Here is a 14,291-nt window from a genome sequence, read left to right on the forward strand (position 1 = left end):
ACGAGCCTACGAGGACCGGCCCGGGCGTGCTCGGTCAGCGCGTCCGACCGGGGCCGCGGACGGGCCGTCCCCGGCCCCGGCACGGCGCCCGCGAGCGCCTTGCCGGCGCGCCGTCCGGACGCGGCTCACCGGCCGCTCACCAGGCGGGCGGGCTCGTTATGGAACGGGCGAGCACGTCGTCCAGGACCCGCGCGGTGGTCTCCACGTCGTACGTCGAGTTGTCGATGATCGGCAGGCCGGAGCCGTACCAGCCCGCCATCCGGCCGTGGATGCGGGCGACCTCCTCGTCGGAGAGGCGGCGGTTCCCGCTGCGGGCGGCGTTGCGCTCCAGTACCACCTCAAGGCCGGGCAGCAGGACGACGGGCAGCAGCCCGGGACCGACGTGGCGCTTCCAGCCGCCGAGGCCGACGACGGGCCGGTCGGGGAAGACGGCGTCGTCCAGGATGCAGGAGATGCCGTTGGCGAGGAAGTTGCGAGCGGCGAAGCCACAGGTGCGGCGGGCGAGGCGGTACTGCGCCTCGGAGTGCTCGTTCCACCCCGACTGCGGGTCGGCGAAGCCGGAGCAGACCCATTCACGGACGTCGTCGAGGCTGACGTGGGCCGTGGGGACGCGGCGGCGGCCGGCCCAGAGCCGGGCCACGGTGGTCTTGCCCGCTCCCGCCGGGCCGATCAGCAGGACGGCGAGCGTCGCGGTGCCGGTACCGGCACCGGCCGGCGGCGCGGGCAGCGGGACGGGCCCGCCGGGTGGCAGTGGGACGTGCCCGGTGACCTCTCTGGCGGGAGGTCCGGGGGCGTGCTGCGGGGCCGGGCCGCCCCAGCCCCCTCCGGTGGGCGCGGCGGGGGGCGGCGGGCCCGGGGGGCCGGGGTGGCCTGGGTGCCGTGCCTGGTGCGGCCCGTTCGCCGGGCCCTGGGGCGGTGGCAGCGGGGCCCCCACTGCGTGCTGCATCCGGTGCCACTCCGTCTCGTACAGGCGACTGGGACTGGGACGGCAACCGTACCGTCCCCGGCCGCCGCAGGATGAACGGACGGGGACGGCCGACAGTGCCCGGCCGGCCGTCGGATGTGCCGGTCCGTCAGCCGGTCGCCTCGTCCGCGAGGGCACGCAGGGCGAGGCGGTAGGAACCGATGCCGAATCCGGCCACGGTCCCGGTGGCGACCGCCGCGACCACGGAGGTGTGGCGGAATTCCTCCCGCGCGTACGGGTTCGAGATGTGCACCTCGATCAGCGGGGCGGTGCGCTGGGCCGCCGCGTCCCGCATCCCGTACGAGTAGTGGGTGAAGGCGCCCGGGTTGAGGACGACCGGGACCGAACCGTCGGCGGCCTCGTGGAGCCAACGGATCAGCTCCCCCTCGTCGTTGGTCTCGCGGACCTCGACGTCCATGCCGAGCTCCTCGCCGACGGCCCGGCAGGTCTCGACGAGTCCGGCGTACGAGGTGGCCCCGTACACGTCGGGTTCGCGGGACCCGAGCCGGCCGAGGTTCGGCCCGTTGAGGACGAGGACCCGACGGCTCACGCCGACACCTCCCCGTACGCGGCGAGCAGGACGGCCGGGTCGGGGCCCTCCAGCACGGTCGGCTTGCCGAGACCGTCGAGGACGATGAAGCGCAGCAGGTCGCCGCGGGACTTCTTGTCGACCTTCATGGTCTCCAGCAGCCTGGGCCACTGGTCGCCGCGGTAGGTCAGGGGCAGTCCGACGGACTCCAGGACGGCGCGGTGCCGGTCGGCGGTGGCGTCGTCGAGACGTCCGGCCAGTCGTCCGAGCTCGGCGGCGAAGACCATGCCGACCGAGACGGCCGCGCCGTGCCGCCACTTGTAGCGCTCGTTCTTCTCGATGGCGTGGGCCAGGGTGTGGCCGTAGTTGAGGATCTCGCGCCGTCCGGACTCCTTGAGGTCGCCGGAGACGACCTCGGCCTTGACCCGGATGGAACGTTCGATCAGCTCGGCGGTGTGCGGTCCGGTGGGCGTACGGGCGCTCTCGGGGTCCGCCTCGATCAGGTCGAGGATCGCGGGGTCGGCGATGAATCCGGCCTTGATGATCTCGGCCAGGCCACTGACGTAGTCGTGGACAGGCAGCGAGTCCAGGGCGGCGAGGTCGCACAGGACCCCGGCGGGCGGGTGGAAGGCGCCGACGAGGTTCTTGCCCTCGGCGGTGTTGATGCCCGTCTTGCCGCCGACCGCCGCGTCGACCATGGCGAGCACGGTCGTCGGCACGGCGATCCAGCGCACCCCGCGCAGCCAGGTCGCGGCGACGAATCCGGCCAGGTCCGTGGTGGCTCCGCCGCCGATGCCGACGATGACGTCGGAACGCGTGAAGTGGGACTGGCCCAGGGCCTTCCAGCAGTACGCGGCGACTTCTGCGGTCTTGGCCTCCTCCGCGTTGGGCACCTGGACGGCGATGGCCTCGTAGCCCTGCTCGGCGAGGTCCTGGCGGACCGCGTCACCGGTCTCGGCGAGCGCCTCGGGGTGCAGGACCGCGACGCGCCTGGCCCGGTCGCCGATGAGCGTGGGCAGCTCGCCGAGGAGCTGCCGGCCGATCAGCACGTCGTACGGGTCGGTGCCCGCGCTGCCCGCGACGTGGATGCGGGTCACTGCGTCCGCCATGTCTCCTTCTTCAACTCCATTGCGTCGAGGACCGCCTGGGCGACCTCGTCGGGGGTGCGGCCGTCGGTGGCGACGACCACCCGGGCGACCTCGGTGTACAGGGGGCGGCGGGCCTCCATCAGCTCGCGCCACTGCTTGCGCGGGTTGACGGCCAGCAGCGGGCGGGCGACGTTGAGGCCGGTGCGCCTGACCGCCTCCTCGACGTCCATCGAGAGGTAGACGACGGGCAGCGAGGACAGCAGTTCCCGCGTGCCCGCGTCGAGGACCGCGCCGCCGCCGAGGGCGAGGACGCCCTCGTGCTCGGCGGCCGCGGTCCGTACGGCGGCCCGCTCCAGCTCACGGAAACGGGGCTCGCCGTCGTCGACGAAGATGTCCGAGATCTCCCGGCCCTCGGCCGCCACGATGTCCGCGTCGGTGTCCCGGTAAGTGGTGCCGAGCCGTTCGGCGAGCAGCTGCCCGACGGTGGACTTGCCGACGCCCATCGGTCCGACGAGGACGATCAGCGGGCCGCTCATCGGATCCTCAGGTGGTCGAGGTACGAGCGCACGTTGCGGCGGGTCTCGGTGACGCTGTCGCCGCCGAACTTCTCCGCGACGGCGTCGGCCAGGACCAGGGCGACCATCGCCTCGGCGACGATGCCCGCGGCCGGGACGGCGCAGACGTCGGAGCGCTGGTGGTGGGCCTTGGCGGCCTCGCCGGTGGCGACGTCGACGGTCGCGAGCGCGCGCGGCACCGTCGCGATGGGCTTCATCGCGGCACGGACCCGCAGCGGCTCGCCGGTGCTCAGACCGCCCTCGGTGCCGCCCGAGCGGCCGGAGGCGCGCCTGATCCCGTCCTCGGTGACCAGGATCTCGTCGTGCGCCCGGGAGCCGGGGACGCGGGCCAGGTCGAAGCCGTCACCGACCTCGACGCCCTTGATGGCCTGAATGCCCATCAGCGCGGCGGCGAGCCGGGCGTCGAGGCGGCGGTCCCAGTGGACGTGCGAGCCGAGGCCGACGGGCACCCCGTACGCGAGCACCTCGACCACGCCGCCGAGGGTGTCGCCGTCCTTGTGGGCCTGGTCGATCTCCGCGACCATCGCCTCGCTCGCGTCGGGGTCCAGACAGCGCACGGGGTCGGCGTCGAGCCGTTCGACGTCGGCCGGGGTCGGAAGGACGCCGCGGGGCGCCTTGGCGGCAGCCAGCTCGACCACGTGGCTGACGATCTCGATGCCGGCCGTCTCCTTGAGGTACGACCGGGCGACGGTGCCGAGCGCGACCCTGGCCGCGGTCTCCCGGGCGCTGGCGCGCTCCAGGATCGGCCGGGCCTCGTCGAAGTCGTACTTCTGCATGCCCGCGAGGTCGGCGTGGCCGGGGCGCGGGCGGGTGAGCGGAGCGTTGCGGGCCAGTTCGGCCAGCGCCTCGGGGTCGACCGGGTCGGCCGACATGACCTGCTCCCACTTGGGCCACTCGGTGTTGCCCACCATCACGGCGACCGGGGAACCCATGGTGAGGCCGTGGCGGACCCCGCCGAGGAAGGTGACCTCGTCCTTCTCGAACTTCATCCGCGCCCCGCGGCCGTATCCGAGCCGCCGCCGCGCGAGCGCGTCCGCCACCATCCCAGTGGTGATCGGGACACCGGCGGGAAGACCCTCCAGCGTCGCCACGAGTGCGGGGCCGTGCGACTCCCCCGCGGTCAGCCAGCGCAACCTGCTCAACGGTGCTCCTCATGCTCGCGCCTCGAACTGCGACGGCGCGACCGGGTGCGCGGCCCTGGCCCGCCGCCCTCGATCCTCCCACGTCCGGGGGCGTGGACCGGTCGCCGGTCCAGCAGGCGGACGTCTCCCGGCGGCCGGAACACGGGGTCAGCGGGGAGCGAGCGCCGCTTCCCCGGCCTGTCGCATGGCAGCGAGGGGCGCGGGCGCACGGCCGGTCATCTGCTCGACCTGGAGCACCGCCTGGTGCACCAGGAGGTCGAGACCTCCGATGACTGTGCCGTTCCGGGCCGCCCACGAGGCGGCGAGTCCGGTCGGCCAGGGCTCGTACAGCACGTCGAAGAGCGTGCCGGGCCGCTCGGGCACGTCGCCGGTCAGCGCGTCGGTGGCACCGGCCGGGGTGGTGGCGACGACCAGGGGGGCGCGCAGCGCCTCGGCGGCCCGTGACCAGTCGCAGGTCCTGACGTCGATGCCGAGCCGTTCGCCCCAGCCGCGCATCTCCCGGCCGCGTTCCGCGCTGCGCACATACGCCGTGACCGGCCCCGCGCAGATCCCGGACAGTGCGGCGAGCGCCGAGGACGCGGTCGCCCCGGCGCCGAGCACGGCGGCCGATTCGACCTTCTCGACGCCGCGTTCCCTCAGGGCGGCGATCATGCCGGGGACGTCGGTGTTGTCACCGGTCCGTCGGCCGTCCCGGGTGAACACGACCGTGTTGACGGCCTCCACCGACGAGGCGGTCTCGCTGACGGCGTCCAGCAGCGGGATGACCGCGCGCTTGAGCGGCATGGTCAGGGACAGTCCGGCCCAGGAGGCGTCGAGGCCCTCCAGGAAGGCGGGCAGGCCCGCCTCGTCGACCTCGAAGCGGTCGTACGACCAGCCGGTCAGGCCGAGTTCGGCGTACGCGGCCCGGTGCAGGACCGGGGAGAGCGAGTGCGCGATGGGCGAGCCGAGGACGGCTGCGCGGTGGCGCCGGTCATCCGAGGCCATGGATTTCCTTGAATTTCTTGTTGAGCTTCTCGTGCTCGGCGGACGTCTTGGTGAACTGGGTCTTCTTGCCGTCGAGCGAGATGAAGAACATCCACCCGTCACCGGTGGGATTGAGCGTGGCGCGCAGGGCGTCATCGCCCGGATTGCTGATCGGCCCCGGCGGGAGACCCGCATGGTAATAGGTGTTGTAGGGGTCCGGATTGTTATGGATCTCGCTCGAACCGATCTTGATCTTGCTCTGATTCTTGAGGTAGTTGAAAGCCGAGTCGAATTGGAGTTTGCGATTCGTGGTCACATTGTCCGGCTTCAAGCGGTTGTAGACGACCTCGCTCATCTTGCGGAAGTCGTCGTGCGTGAGGCCCTCCGCCTGGACGAGGCTCGCGACGGTGAGAACCTGCCAAGGGCCGTCGAGGTCGTGCTCCTTGGCCGTCTTCTCGAGATCGAGCTTGTTGTATTCCTCGTTGGCCCGGGAGACCATCGTCCTGAGAATGGCTTCCGGTTTGGCCCCCTTGGCGACCGGATACGCGGACGGATAGAGGAATCCTTCCAGCGGGTCCTTGATGTCCTTGTTGTCGGCGGCCCACTCGGGCAGACCGAGAGCGGACGCCTTGGACGCAGCGACTTCCTTGGTCGTTCCCTTCTTGAGGCCCAGCCGTTTGTCGATCATCTCGTAGACATCGAAATTGCGGGTGCCCTCGGGGATGACCAGCGAATTCTGGTTCTTCGGGTCGACCAGCATCTTCACGGCCTCGGCCGCGGACATCTTCTCGTGGAGCAGATAGACCCCGGCCTGGATCTGTCCGCCCTTGGGGTTCTCCTTCTGCGCGGCGACGAACGCGTCGACGCTCTTGACGACACCCTTCTCCTTCAGGATGTTGCCGATGTCGTAGCCGTAGAGGCCCTTCTTGATCTCGATCTCGACCTGGCCGGTCCCCTGTCCGGAGTAGTCCGGCGGCGCGCCGAACTTGTCCTGCCAGAACGAATAGCCGAGATACCCGACCCCACCGAGACCGCCGACCAGGACCACCGCGACGCCCAGACAGGCGCAGCCGTTGCGGCTCTTCTTCTTGCCCTTGCTCTTGCCCCGGCGCTCCCCGCCGCCGCGTGCGGCCCGGCGCGAGGCGGGCGGGTCGTCGTGCTCGTCGTCCTCGTCGCCGTGGTCGTCCTTGCCGCCCGGGGCGTCGGCGCCGGTGAAGAAGGGGTGGGTCTCCTCCGGTTCGGTCTCCGGGTCCCAGTCGGGGTTCTTCGCGGGGGCCGGTCCGGGAGCGGTGTCACGGCCGGCCGGGGGCTGCGGCGGCGGGTAGGCGTCCGGCGTGCCGTACTGGTCGGGCATCTCGCCCTGGCCCGCCGGCCGACCACCGTACGGATCGGCCGCGTGGGCGTCGTACGGCTCGGCCGGCTGCTGCCCCGGGTCCCAGCCGCCGGTGTGGTAGACGGGCTGCTGGGGTTGCTGCGGCTGGTATTCCTGCGGCTGCTGCTGCGCGTACGGATCCTGCGGGGTTCCGTACGCGGGCTGCTGGTGGTACTGCTGCCCGTACGGATCGGACGCCTGCGGGTGCTGCGCGTACGGGTCCTGCGGCTGCTGCGCGTAGCCGCCCTGGCCGTACGGGTCCTGGTGGTACGCGTCCTGGTGGTACGGGTCCTGCGCATAGGGGTCCTGGGGATGGGGCTGCTGCTGCCCGCCGCCGTACTGGCCCCCACCGTGGGCGGACTGCTGTCCTCCCCATCCCTGGTCCCCGTACAAGGGGTCCTCGGGATGCCACGGTTCGGAGCCGGGGCCCCGGCCATACTCAGTCATCGATCCCCTAGAGCCGCGAGGCGACGTTCCGCCTCTTCGCTGTGCGGTGCTTGTTCGAACACCGCCGCATCGCGCGGAACGTTACCGTATCGCGATCAGCCCTCCGCCGCGACGCCTTCACCGGGTGCTCTGCCCGACCGCCGTTCGGACTCGAGGGCGTTCTGGAGGATCACCACGGCCGCAGCCTGGTCGATGACGGAGCGGCCCTTCTTCGACTTCACTCCCGAGGCGCGCAGTCCCTGACTGGCCGTCACCGTCGTCATCCGCTCGTCGACCAGCCGCACCGGAAGGGGTGACACCGAGCGGGCCATCTCCCGTGCGAAGAGCCGGATCTTGGCGGCCGCGGGTCCTTCGCCACCGCCGAGGGAACGCGGCAGACCGATGATGATCTCGATCGGCTCGTACTCCTCGACGATCTGCCTCAGCCGCCGGTGGGCCGCCGGGACGTCACGCCCCGGCACGGTCTCCACCGGTGTGGCGAGGATCCCGTCGGGGTCGCACGAGGCGACCCCGATCCGGGCGTCCCCGACATCGATCGCGAGACGGCGGCCCCGGCGCATCCCCGTCGCTCCCGTCACGTCCGCCGTCATGCCGTCTCGGTGACGAGGCGTTCGACCGCGGCCATGGCCTCGCCGATGGCCTCGGGGTTCTGGCCGCCGCCCTGCGCGACGTCCGGCTTGCCGCCGCCACCGCCGCCCAGGGTCTTGGCGGCCGTGCGGACCAGGTCGCCGGCCTTGAGACCGCGCTCGCGAGCGGCCTCGTTGGTGGCGATCACGGTCAGCGGGCGCCCGTTCGCCGTGGTGAACAGGGCCACGACGGCCGGGCGGCCGCCCTGGATGCGCCCGCGCACGTCGAGGACCAGCTTGCGCAGGTCGTCGGCGGAGGTGCCGTCCGGGACCTGCCCGGTGACGAGGGCGACGCCGCGTACGTCCTTGGCGGACTCGGCGAGCCCGGCGGCGGCCTGGAGGACCTTCTCCGCGCGGAACTTCTCGATCTCCTTCTCGGCGTCCTTCAGCTTGCCGAGCATTCCGGCGATCTTCTCCGGAAGCTCCTCGGGACGGCCCTTGACCAGCTCCTGGAGCTGGGCGACGACCGTGTGCTCCCGGGCCAGGAAGTTGTACGCGTCGACACCGACGAGGGCCTCGATGCGGCGCACGCCGGAACCGATGGACGATTCGCCGAGCAGCTTCACCAGACCCAGCTGGGCGGTGTTGTGGACGTGCGTACCGCCGCACAGCTCCTTGGAGAAGTCCCCGATGGTGACGACCCGGACCTGCTCGCCGTACTTCTCGCCGAACTCGGCGATGGCACCCTGCTTCTTGGCCTCGTCGATCGGCATGACCTCGGCGTGGACGTCGAGGTCGCGGGCGAGGACCTCGTTGATCTTCTGCTCGACGTCGGTGAGGACCGTGCCCGGCACGGCGGACGGCGAACCGAAGTCGAAGCGGAAGCGGCCCGGCGAGTTCTCCGAACCGGCCTGGGCGGCCGTGGGGCCCAGCGCGTCGCGCAGCGCCTGGTGCGTGAGGTGGGTGGCGCTGTGGGCGCGGGCGATGGCACGGCGGCGGGTGGTGTCGATGACGGCGTACGCGGAGGCGCCCACCGTGACCTCGCCGACCTGGACCGAACCCTTGTGCACGGAGACGCCGGGGACGGGCTGCTGGACGTCGCGGACCTGGATGACGGCACCGCTGCCCAGCCGGATCCGGCCCTGGTCTGCGAGCTGGCCGCCGCCCTCGGCGTAGAACGGGGTGCGGTCGAGGACGACCTCGACCTCGTCGCCCTCGGAGGCGGCGGGCGAGGGCACGCCGTCGACGAGCAGGCCGACGACGGTCGACTCGCCCTCGGTGGCGGTGTAGCCGGTGAACTCGGTGGTGCCGGAATCGTCAGCGACCGCGCGGTAGGCGGACAGGTCGGCGTGACCGGTCTTCTTGGCCTTGGCGTCGGCCTTGGCCCGCTCCCGCTGCTCCTTCATCAGACGGCGGAAGCCGTCCTCGTCCACGGACAGGCCCTGCTCGGCGGCCATCTCCAGGGTGAGGTCGATCGGGAAGCCCCAGGTGTCGTGGAGCAGGAACGCCTTCTCGCCGGGCAGGACCTTGCCGCCCGCGGCCTTGGTCTCGGTGACGGCGGTGTCGAGGATGTTGGTGCCGCCCTTGAGGGCCTTGAGGAAGGCGGCCTCCTCGGCGAGGGCGACGCTCTCGATGCGCTTGCGGTCGGTGGCCAGCTCCGGGTACTGCTGCCCCATCGTGTCGACCACGACGTCGACCAGGTCCCTGACGACCGGCCCGGTGGCGCCCAGCAGCCGCATGTTGCGGATGGCGCGGCGCATGATGCGGCGCAGCACGTAGCCGCGGCCCTCGTTGCCGGGGGTGACGCCGTCGCCGATGAGCATCACGGAGGTACGGATGTGGTCGGCGACCACGCGCAGCGAGACGTCGCTGCCGTGGGCCCTGCCGTAGGCGACGCCGGTGAGCTCGGTGGCCTTGTCGATGACGACCTTGAGCGTGTCCGTCTCGTACATGTTCTGCACGCCCTGCAGGATCATGGCGAGGCGTTCCAGGCCGAGGCCCGTGTCGATGTTCTTCGACGGCAGGTCGCCGAGGATCGGGAAGTCCTCCTTGCCGTCACCGGCGCCGCGCTCGTACTGCATGAAGACCAGGTTCCAGATCTCCACGTAGCGCTCGTCGTTGACGGCCGGGCCGCCCTCGGCGCCGAACTCGGGGCCGCGGTCGTAGTTGATCTCGGAGCAGGGGCCGCAGGGTCCGGGGACGCCCATGGACCAGAAGTTGTCCTTCTTGCCCAGGCGCTGGATGCGCTCGGCCGGCACGCCGATCTTGTCGCGCCAGATCTGCTCGGCCTCGTCGTCGTCGAGGTAGACCGTGATCCACAGCCGCTCGGGGTCGAGGCCGTAGCCGCCGTCCGCCACGGAGCCGGTGAGCAGCTCCCAGGCGAGCGTGATGGCGCCTTCCTTGAAGTAGTCCCCGAAGGAGAAGTTGCCGCACATCTGGAAGAACGTGCCGTGCCGGGTGGTCTTGCCGACCTCCTCGATGTCCGGCGTGCGGACGCACTTCTGCACGCTGGTGACGCGCGGGGCGGGCGGCTTGACCTCGCCGAGGAAGTACGGCTTGAAGGGCACCATGCCCGCGGGGACCAGCAGCAGAGTCGGGTCGTCCGCGATGAGCGACGCCGAAGGGACGACGGTGTGACCGCGCTCCTCGAAGAAGCTCAGCCAGCGGCGACGAATTTCAGCCGACTCCATCAGTGGTCCTCATTCCGGTTGTACGGGTTGTAGGTGTATGGGTTGCGGGGAGGCGTACGGCGGTCGCCGGCCGCGAGAGCCCTGTCCGGCCCGACGGGCTCGGCCGCCTCGACGACGGCGAAGCGGGGCCGCGCCGGCAGCTCGGGGTCGACCGGCGCCTCCAGCCCCAGGGCCTCGCCCAGCTCGGCCTCGCGCCGCACCATCGACTCACGGACGTCCAGGGCGAAGTCCTTGATCCGGTGGCCGGTCTCGACGGCCCGGTCCGCGGCCTGTGCCGCGAGGCTCTCGGGGGTCAGCTGCCTGAGCTTGCGGTTGACCTTGGTGGTGGCCCAGACACCGGCGGCTGCGCCGGCGGTGAACCAGAACGTGCGGCGGAACATCGCTGCGTCAGTCCTTCGGTCCGCGGGGGTTTCTGCCGGTGCGCTTCCCACCGCGCACGGGGGGCACGGTACGGCCGACGATCACCGTGCGCCGGGCCGCCCGGCGGGCGGGTTCCTGTTCGGCACCGGTCCGGCGGCCGATGGCCTGCCGGACCCCGTACCCGAACGCGGCGACCTTGACGAGCGGGCCGCCGAAGGCCGAGGCGACGGTGGTGGAGAGCGCCGAGGCGTTCGAGGTGACTTCCTGGACGTCCGTCGCGATCGCGTCGACCCGGTCGAGCTGGGTCTGCGCGGAGCGCACGGTCGCGGAGGCGTCCGCGAGCAGCGGGACGGCCTGTTCGGTCACGTCCGCCACGAGTTTGGTGGTCGCCCTGAGCGTCTGGGCCAGCCTCACCAGTACGACGGCGAGGAACGAAACCAGGATCGCCCAGAAGACGGCCACCAGGATCCCGGCCACCTCTCCACCGGACACTGTGTGCACCGCTCTCTGGATAGTCGCTGTCTCTGTGCTGTCTCTGCTCGGTACCGACGCCCTGCGCCGCGGGCAGCGGGACGTCGTCTACCGAGCCTATCGCGCCGGTGGTCGCGTCCCGTACCGCATTCTCTGCGGACAGGTATGCGATCCCATCAGGTGATTGTACGGAGAGCACTCGTACAAGTACTGTGCGTGTTTCATGCGACGCCCTCAGCTCCCCCACGATTCGAGCGCCCCCACCGCCGCCGGCGATCTCCCGGCGGAACTCAGTGGATTCGTGGGGCGGGAGGACGAACTGGCCTCCCTCGGCCGCGTGATGGACCGGGCGCGGCTGGTCACCGTCGTCGGCGTCGGCGGAGTGGGCAAGACCCGCTGCGCGCTCAAGATCGCGATGCGGCTGGAGAAACGGTACTGCGGCCATGTCCGGATGGTGGAGCTGTCCGCCGTCCACGATCCCGAACTGCTGGACCACACCGTGGTCGACGCCCTCGGCCTCACCGACCACACCGGCAGGCCGCCCCGCACGATCCTCCACGAACACCTCGCCGGACACCGGCTCCTCCTGGTGGTCGACGGCTTCGAGCATCTCGTGGACGCCTGCGCCGACCTGGTGGGCGAGCTGCTGCGCCGGCATCCGCGGCTGCGGGTGCTGGCCACCGGGCGGCTTCCGCTGGACGTCGACGGCGAGCACGTCTTCCCGCTCGCCCCAATGACGGACGAGGACGCGATACGACTGTTCGCCGAGCGCGCCGCCGCGGTACGACCGGATTTCCGGCTGACCGAGGAGAACCGGGCGGCCGCACGGGAGCTGTGCCGCCGTCTGGACGGGATCCCGCTCGCCCTGGAACTCGCCGCGGGACGGCTGCGCGTCCTGTCCACCGAGCAGGTGCTGCAACGCCTGGACGACCGGTTCCGGCTGCTGACCGGCTCCAGCCGCAGCGCGCTGCCCCGGCACCAGACGCTCCGGACGGCCATCGGCTGGAGCCACGAGCTCTGCACTCCGCAGCAGCGTCTGCTGTGGGCGAGGCTCTCGGTCTTGGCCGGGCAGTTCGACCTCGAGGCGGTCGAGTACATCTGCGGAGGCACCGGCCTGCCGGGCGACGCGGTGCTCGACGCGCTCTCCGGGCTGCTCGCGCAGTCGGTCGTGGTGCGCGAGGAAGCGGCGGTCGGCAGCCGGTACCGGATGCTGGACACGATGCGCGAGTACGGCGCCGAATGGCTGGTGGCCACCGGCGACACGGACCGGTTGCGCCGCCGCCACCGCGACTGGTTCCTGGGACTCGCCACCTGGTGCGAGCTGGACTGGTTCGGCCCCCGGCAGAGCCAGGTGGCCGCCCGGGCGGAGAGCGAACTGCCGAATCTGCGGCAGGCGATGGAGTATTCGCTGGAGATCCCGGGCGAGGCGCACCTCGCGCAGTACCTGGCGGGCACGCTCTGGTTCCTCTGGGTGGGCTGCGGGCGCCTCTCGGAGGGCAGACGCTGGCTGGACCACGTGCTGGAGGAGGAGACACCGTACGACCCCTCGCGGCTGAAGGCGCTGTGGGTGCTCGGGCACGTGGCCGTGCTGCAGGGCGACCCGATCGGCGCGAGCGCCGCGCTCCAGGAGTGCCAGGAGGAGGCGGACCGGGCCGACGACGCCACGGCGCTGGCGTACGCGGTGCACCGACTGGGGTGCCTGGCACTGGTCACGGACGACATGGCCAGGGCGCGGGAGCTGCTGACCGAGGCCCTCGCCCGCTACCGGGAACTCGGCGAACTGAACAGCAATGTGCTGATGGCTCGGATCGAGCTCGCGATGGCGGCCGGGTTCCACGGGGACGTCGACGCCGCGGTGGAGAGCTGCGAGGAGGTCAGGGAGATCTGCGAGGACCACGGGGAACGGTGGGCCCTCTCGTACGCCCTGTACGTCCTGGCCTACGCCGCGCTGCAGGAGGGCCGGCCGGGCCGGGCCCGGGAGCTGCTCAGGGAGTCCCTGACCATCGGGCACACCTTCCACGACCTGCTGGTCTCGGTGCTCGTCCTGGAACTGCTGGCCCTGGTCACGGCGGTCGAGGGCGACGCGGCGGAGGCCGCGCTGCTCCAAGGGGCCGCCGACCGGATCTGGCCGTCGGTGGGGCCGCCCCTGTTCGGCTCGGCGTACTTCGGCCATCCGCGGGTCCGGTGCGAGAAGCTGGCGCGGCGGGAGCTGGGCGACGGCCCGTACGAGGCGGAGCTGCGCGCGGGTGGCGCGCTGGATCCGGACGCGGTGGTGGCGCGGGTGCTGGCGGACGGGGCCGACGAGGAGCCGCAGGGTCCCGGTCGTCCCCGCGGACCGGTGCTCGGCCCCGGGAAAGCACTCGGGCCCGCACCGTTCCCCAGGACGGGAGCGGTCGGGCCCGAGCACGAACCGTGAGCGGCTACGCCTGGATCAGCGGGCGTAGTACTCGACGACGAGCTGCTCGTCGCAGATGACGGGGATTTCCTTGCGGTTCGGGTCCCGGTCGAGGCGGAAGGCCAGGGCCTTCAGGTTCACCTGCAGGTAGCGCGGGGTCTCGCCGTCCGTGGCGTAGCCACCCTCGCGGGCCACCTGGAAGGGGTACTTGTCGCGGCTGCGCTCGCGGACCGTCACGACCTGGTCGGGGCGGACGCGGAAGGACGGCTTGTCGACCTTGCGGCCGTCGACCTCGATGTGGCCGTGCACGACCATCTGACGGGCCTGGTAGATGGTGCGGGCGAGGCCCGAACGCAGCACCAGGGCGTCGAGACGGCGCTCCAGCTCGACGACGAGCGCCTCGCCCGTCTTGCCCTCGGCCTTCTTGGCGCGGTCGTAGGCACGCACCATCTGGCGCTCGCTGATGTCGTACTGGGCGCGCAGACGCTGCTTCTCCAGCAGACGGACCTTGTAGTCCGAGTTCTGCTTGCGGCCACGGCCGTGCTCGCCCGGCGGGTAGGGGCGGGCCTCGAAGTACTTGACGGCCTTCGGCGTCAGTGCGATGCCGAGCGCGCGGCTCTTCTTGACCTTGGGACGCGACTGGTTAGGCACGTTCTCCAGACCTCCGTTGTAGGTTAGGTTAGGCTCACCTTAGTTGAGGAGATCGCATGTCTCGCCCGGGGAACACCA

13 protein-coding genes are annotated in these 14,291 nt (G+C 71.6%); 1 reads left to right on the forward strand and 12 read right to left on the reverse strand.

Annotation, left to right across the window (positions count from 1 at the left end; genetic code table 11):
• Positions 1-136: 136 nt before the first annotated feature.
• The 11 genes from AMK22_RS22190 to AMK22_RS22240 form a co-directional block, all read right to left on the reverse strand.
• On the reverse strand, positions 137-946 hold the full coding sequence (locus AMK22_RS22190) for a Pro-rich N-terminal domain-containing protein (RefSeq protein WP_073787611.1): 810 nt from the start codon (positions 944-946) through the stop codon (positions 137-139).
• A gap of 127 nt (positions 947-1,073) precedes the next feature.
• Complete coding sequence (gene aroQ / locus AMK22_RS22195) at positions 1,074-1,514, reverse strand: type II 3-dehydroquinate dehydratase (RefSeq protein ID WP_073787613.1); 441 nt, start codon at positions 1,512-1,514, stop codon at positions 1,074-1,076.
• Positions 1,511-2,602, reverse strand: coding sequence for a 3-dehydroquinate synthase (gene aroB, locus AMK22_RS22200; protein ID WP_073787615.1), 1,092 nt, complete (start codon positions 2,600-2,602; stop codon positions 1,511-1,513). Before aroB ends, aroQ begins: the two co-directional genes overlap by 4 nt.
• The gene (locus AMK22_RS22205) at positions 2,587-3,117 is read right to left on the reverse strand and encodes a shikimate kinase (RefSeq protein WP_073787617.1); all 531 of its coding nucleotides are present in this window, start codon (positions 3,115-3,117) and stop codon (positions 2,587-2,589) included. The genes aroB and AMK22_RS22205 overlap by 16 nt, the downstream gene beginning before the upstream one ends.
• The gene (aroC, locus tag AMK22_RS22210) at positions 3,114-4,298 is read right to left on the reverse strand and encodes a chorismate synthase (protein WP_073787619.1); all 1,185 of its coding nucleotides are present in this window, start codon (positions 4,296-4,298) and stop codon (positions 3,114-3,116) included. Before aroC ends, AMK22_RS22205 begins: the two co-directional genes overlap by 4 nt.
• A 147-nt stretch (positions 4,299-4,445) precedes the next feature.
• Positions 4,446-5,282: a shikimate dehydrogenase gene (locus tag AMK22_RS22215; RefSeq protein WP_073787621.1), complete on the reverse strand. Its 837-nt coding sequence runs from the start codon at positions 5,280-5,282 to the stop codon at positions 4,446-4,448.
• Complete coding sequence (gene mltG / locus AMK22_RS22220; RefSeq protein ID WP_073787623.1) at positions 5,269-7,080, reverse strand: endolytic transglycosylase MltG; 1,812 nt, start codon at positions 7,078-7,080, stop codon at positions 5,269-5,271. Before mltG ends, AMK22_RS22215 begins: the two co-directional genes overlap by 14 nt.
• A gap of 95 nt (positions 7,081-7,175) precedes the next feature.
• On the reverse strand, positions 7,176-7,640 hold the full coding sequence (gene ruvX, locus AMK22_RS22225; RefSeq protein ID WP_073787943.1) for a Holliday junction resolvase RuvX: 465 nt from the start codon (positions 7,638-7,640) through the stop codon (positions 7,176-7,178).
• Positions 7,641-7,666: 26 nt separating this feature from the next.
• A complete protein-coding gene (gene alaS, locus AMK22_RS22230; protein ID WP_073787625.1) occupies positions 7,667-10,336 on the reverse strand; it encodes an alanine--tRNA ligase in 2,670 nt (889 codons plus the stop codon).
• Positions 10,336-10,716: a hypothetical protein gene (locus AMK22_RS22235; RefSeq protein ID WP_073787627.1), complete on the reverse strand. Its 381-nt coding sequence runs from the start codon at positions 10,714-10,716 to the stop codon at positions 10,336-10,338. The genes alaS and AMK22_RS22235 overlap by 1 nt, the downstream gene beginning before the upstream one ends.
• A gap of 7 nt (positions 10,717-10,723) precedes the next feature.
• Entirely contained in the window at positions 10,724-11,173 is a 450-nt protein-coding gene (locus AMK22_RS22240) for a DUF948 domain-containing protein (RefSeq protein WP_073787629.1), read from the reverse strand.
• Between the two features lie 217 nt (positions 11,174-11,390).
• Here AMK22_RS22240 and AMK22_RS22245 point away from each other — a divergent pair, with 217 nt between their 5' ends.
• A complete protein-coding gene (locus AMK22_RS22245; RefSeq protein ID WP_073787631.1) occupies positions 11,391-13,583 on the forward strand; it encodes an ATP-binding protein in 2,193 nt (730 codons plus the stop codon).
• Positions 13,584-13,598: 15 nt separating this feature from the next.
• On the opposite strand, the gene rpsD is transcribed toward AMK22_RS22245, so the two are convergent.
• Entirely contained in the window at positions 13,599-14,213 is a 615-nt protein-coding gene (gene rpsD / locus AMK22_RS22250; RefSeq protein WP_073787633.1) for a 30S ribosomal protein S4, read from the reverse strand.
• Positions 14,214-14,291: the final 78 nt, after the last annotated feature.

The sequence above is a fragment of the Streptomyces sp. CB01580 genome, assembly GCF_001905795.1.
GTDB lineage: Bacteria > Actinomycetota > Actinomycetes > Streptomycetales > Streptomycetaceae > Streptomyces.

Coding starts and splice junctions, on each gene's coding strand:
- AMK22_RS22205 (WP_073787617.1), bottom strand. CDS start 3,117: ATGAGCGGCCCGCTGATCGTCCTCGTCGGACCGATGGGCGTCGGCAAG.
- AMK22_RS22190 (WP_073787611.1), bottom strand. CDS start 946: ATGCAGCACGCAGTGGGGGCCCCGCTGCCACCGCCCCAGGGCCCGGCG.
- AMK22_RS22235 (WP_073787627.1), bottom strand. CDS start 10,716: ATGTTCCGCCGCACGTTCTGGTTCACCGCCGGCGCAGCCGCCGGTGTC.
- mltG (WP_073787623.1), bottom strand. CDS start 7,080: ATGACTGAGTATGGCCGGGGCCCCGGCTCCGAACCGTGGCATCCCGAG.
- aroB (WP_073787615.1), bottom strand. CDS start 2,602: ATGGCGGACGCAGTGACCCGCATCCACGTCGCGGGCAGCGCGGGCACC.
- ruvX (WP_073787943.1), bottom strand. CDS start 7,640: ATGCGCCGGGGCCGCCGTCTCGCGATCGATGTCGGGGACGCCCGGATC.
- AMK22_RS22215 (WP_073787621.1), bottom strand. CDS start 5,282: ATGGCCTCGGATGACCGGCGCCACCGCGCAGCCGTCCTCGGCTCGCCC.
- AMK22_RS22245 (WP_073787631.1), top strand. CDS start 11,391: ATGCGACGCCCTCAGCTCCCCCACGATTCGAGCGCCCCCACCGCCGCC.
- alaS (WP_073787625.1), bottom strand. CDS start 10,336: ATGGAGTCGGCTGAAATTCGTCGCCGCTGGCTGAGCTTCTTCGAGGAG.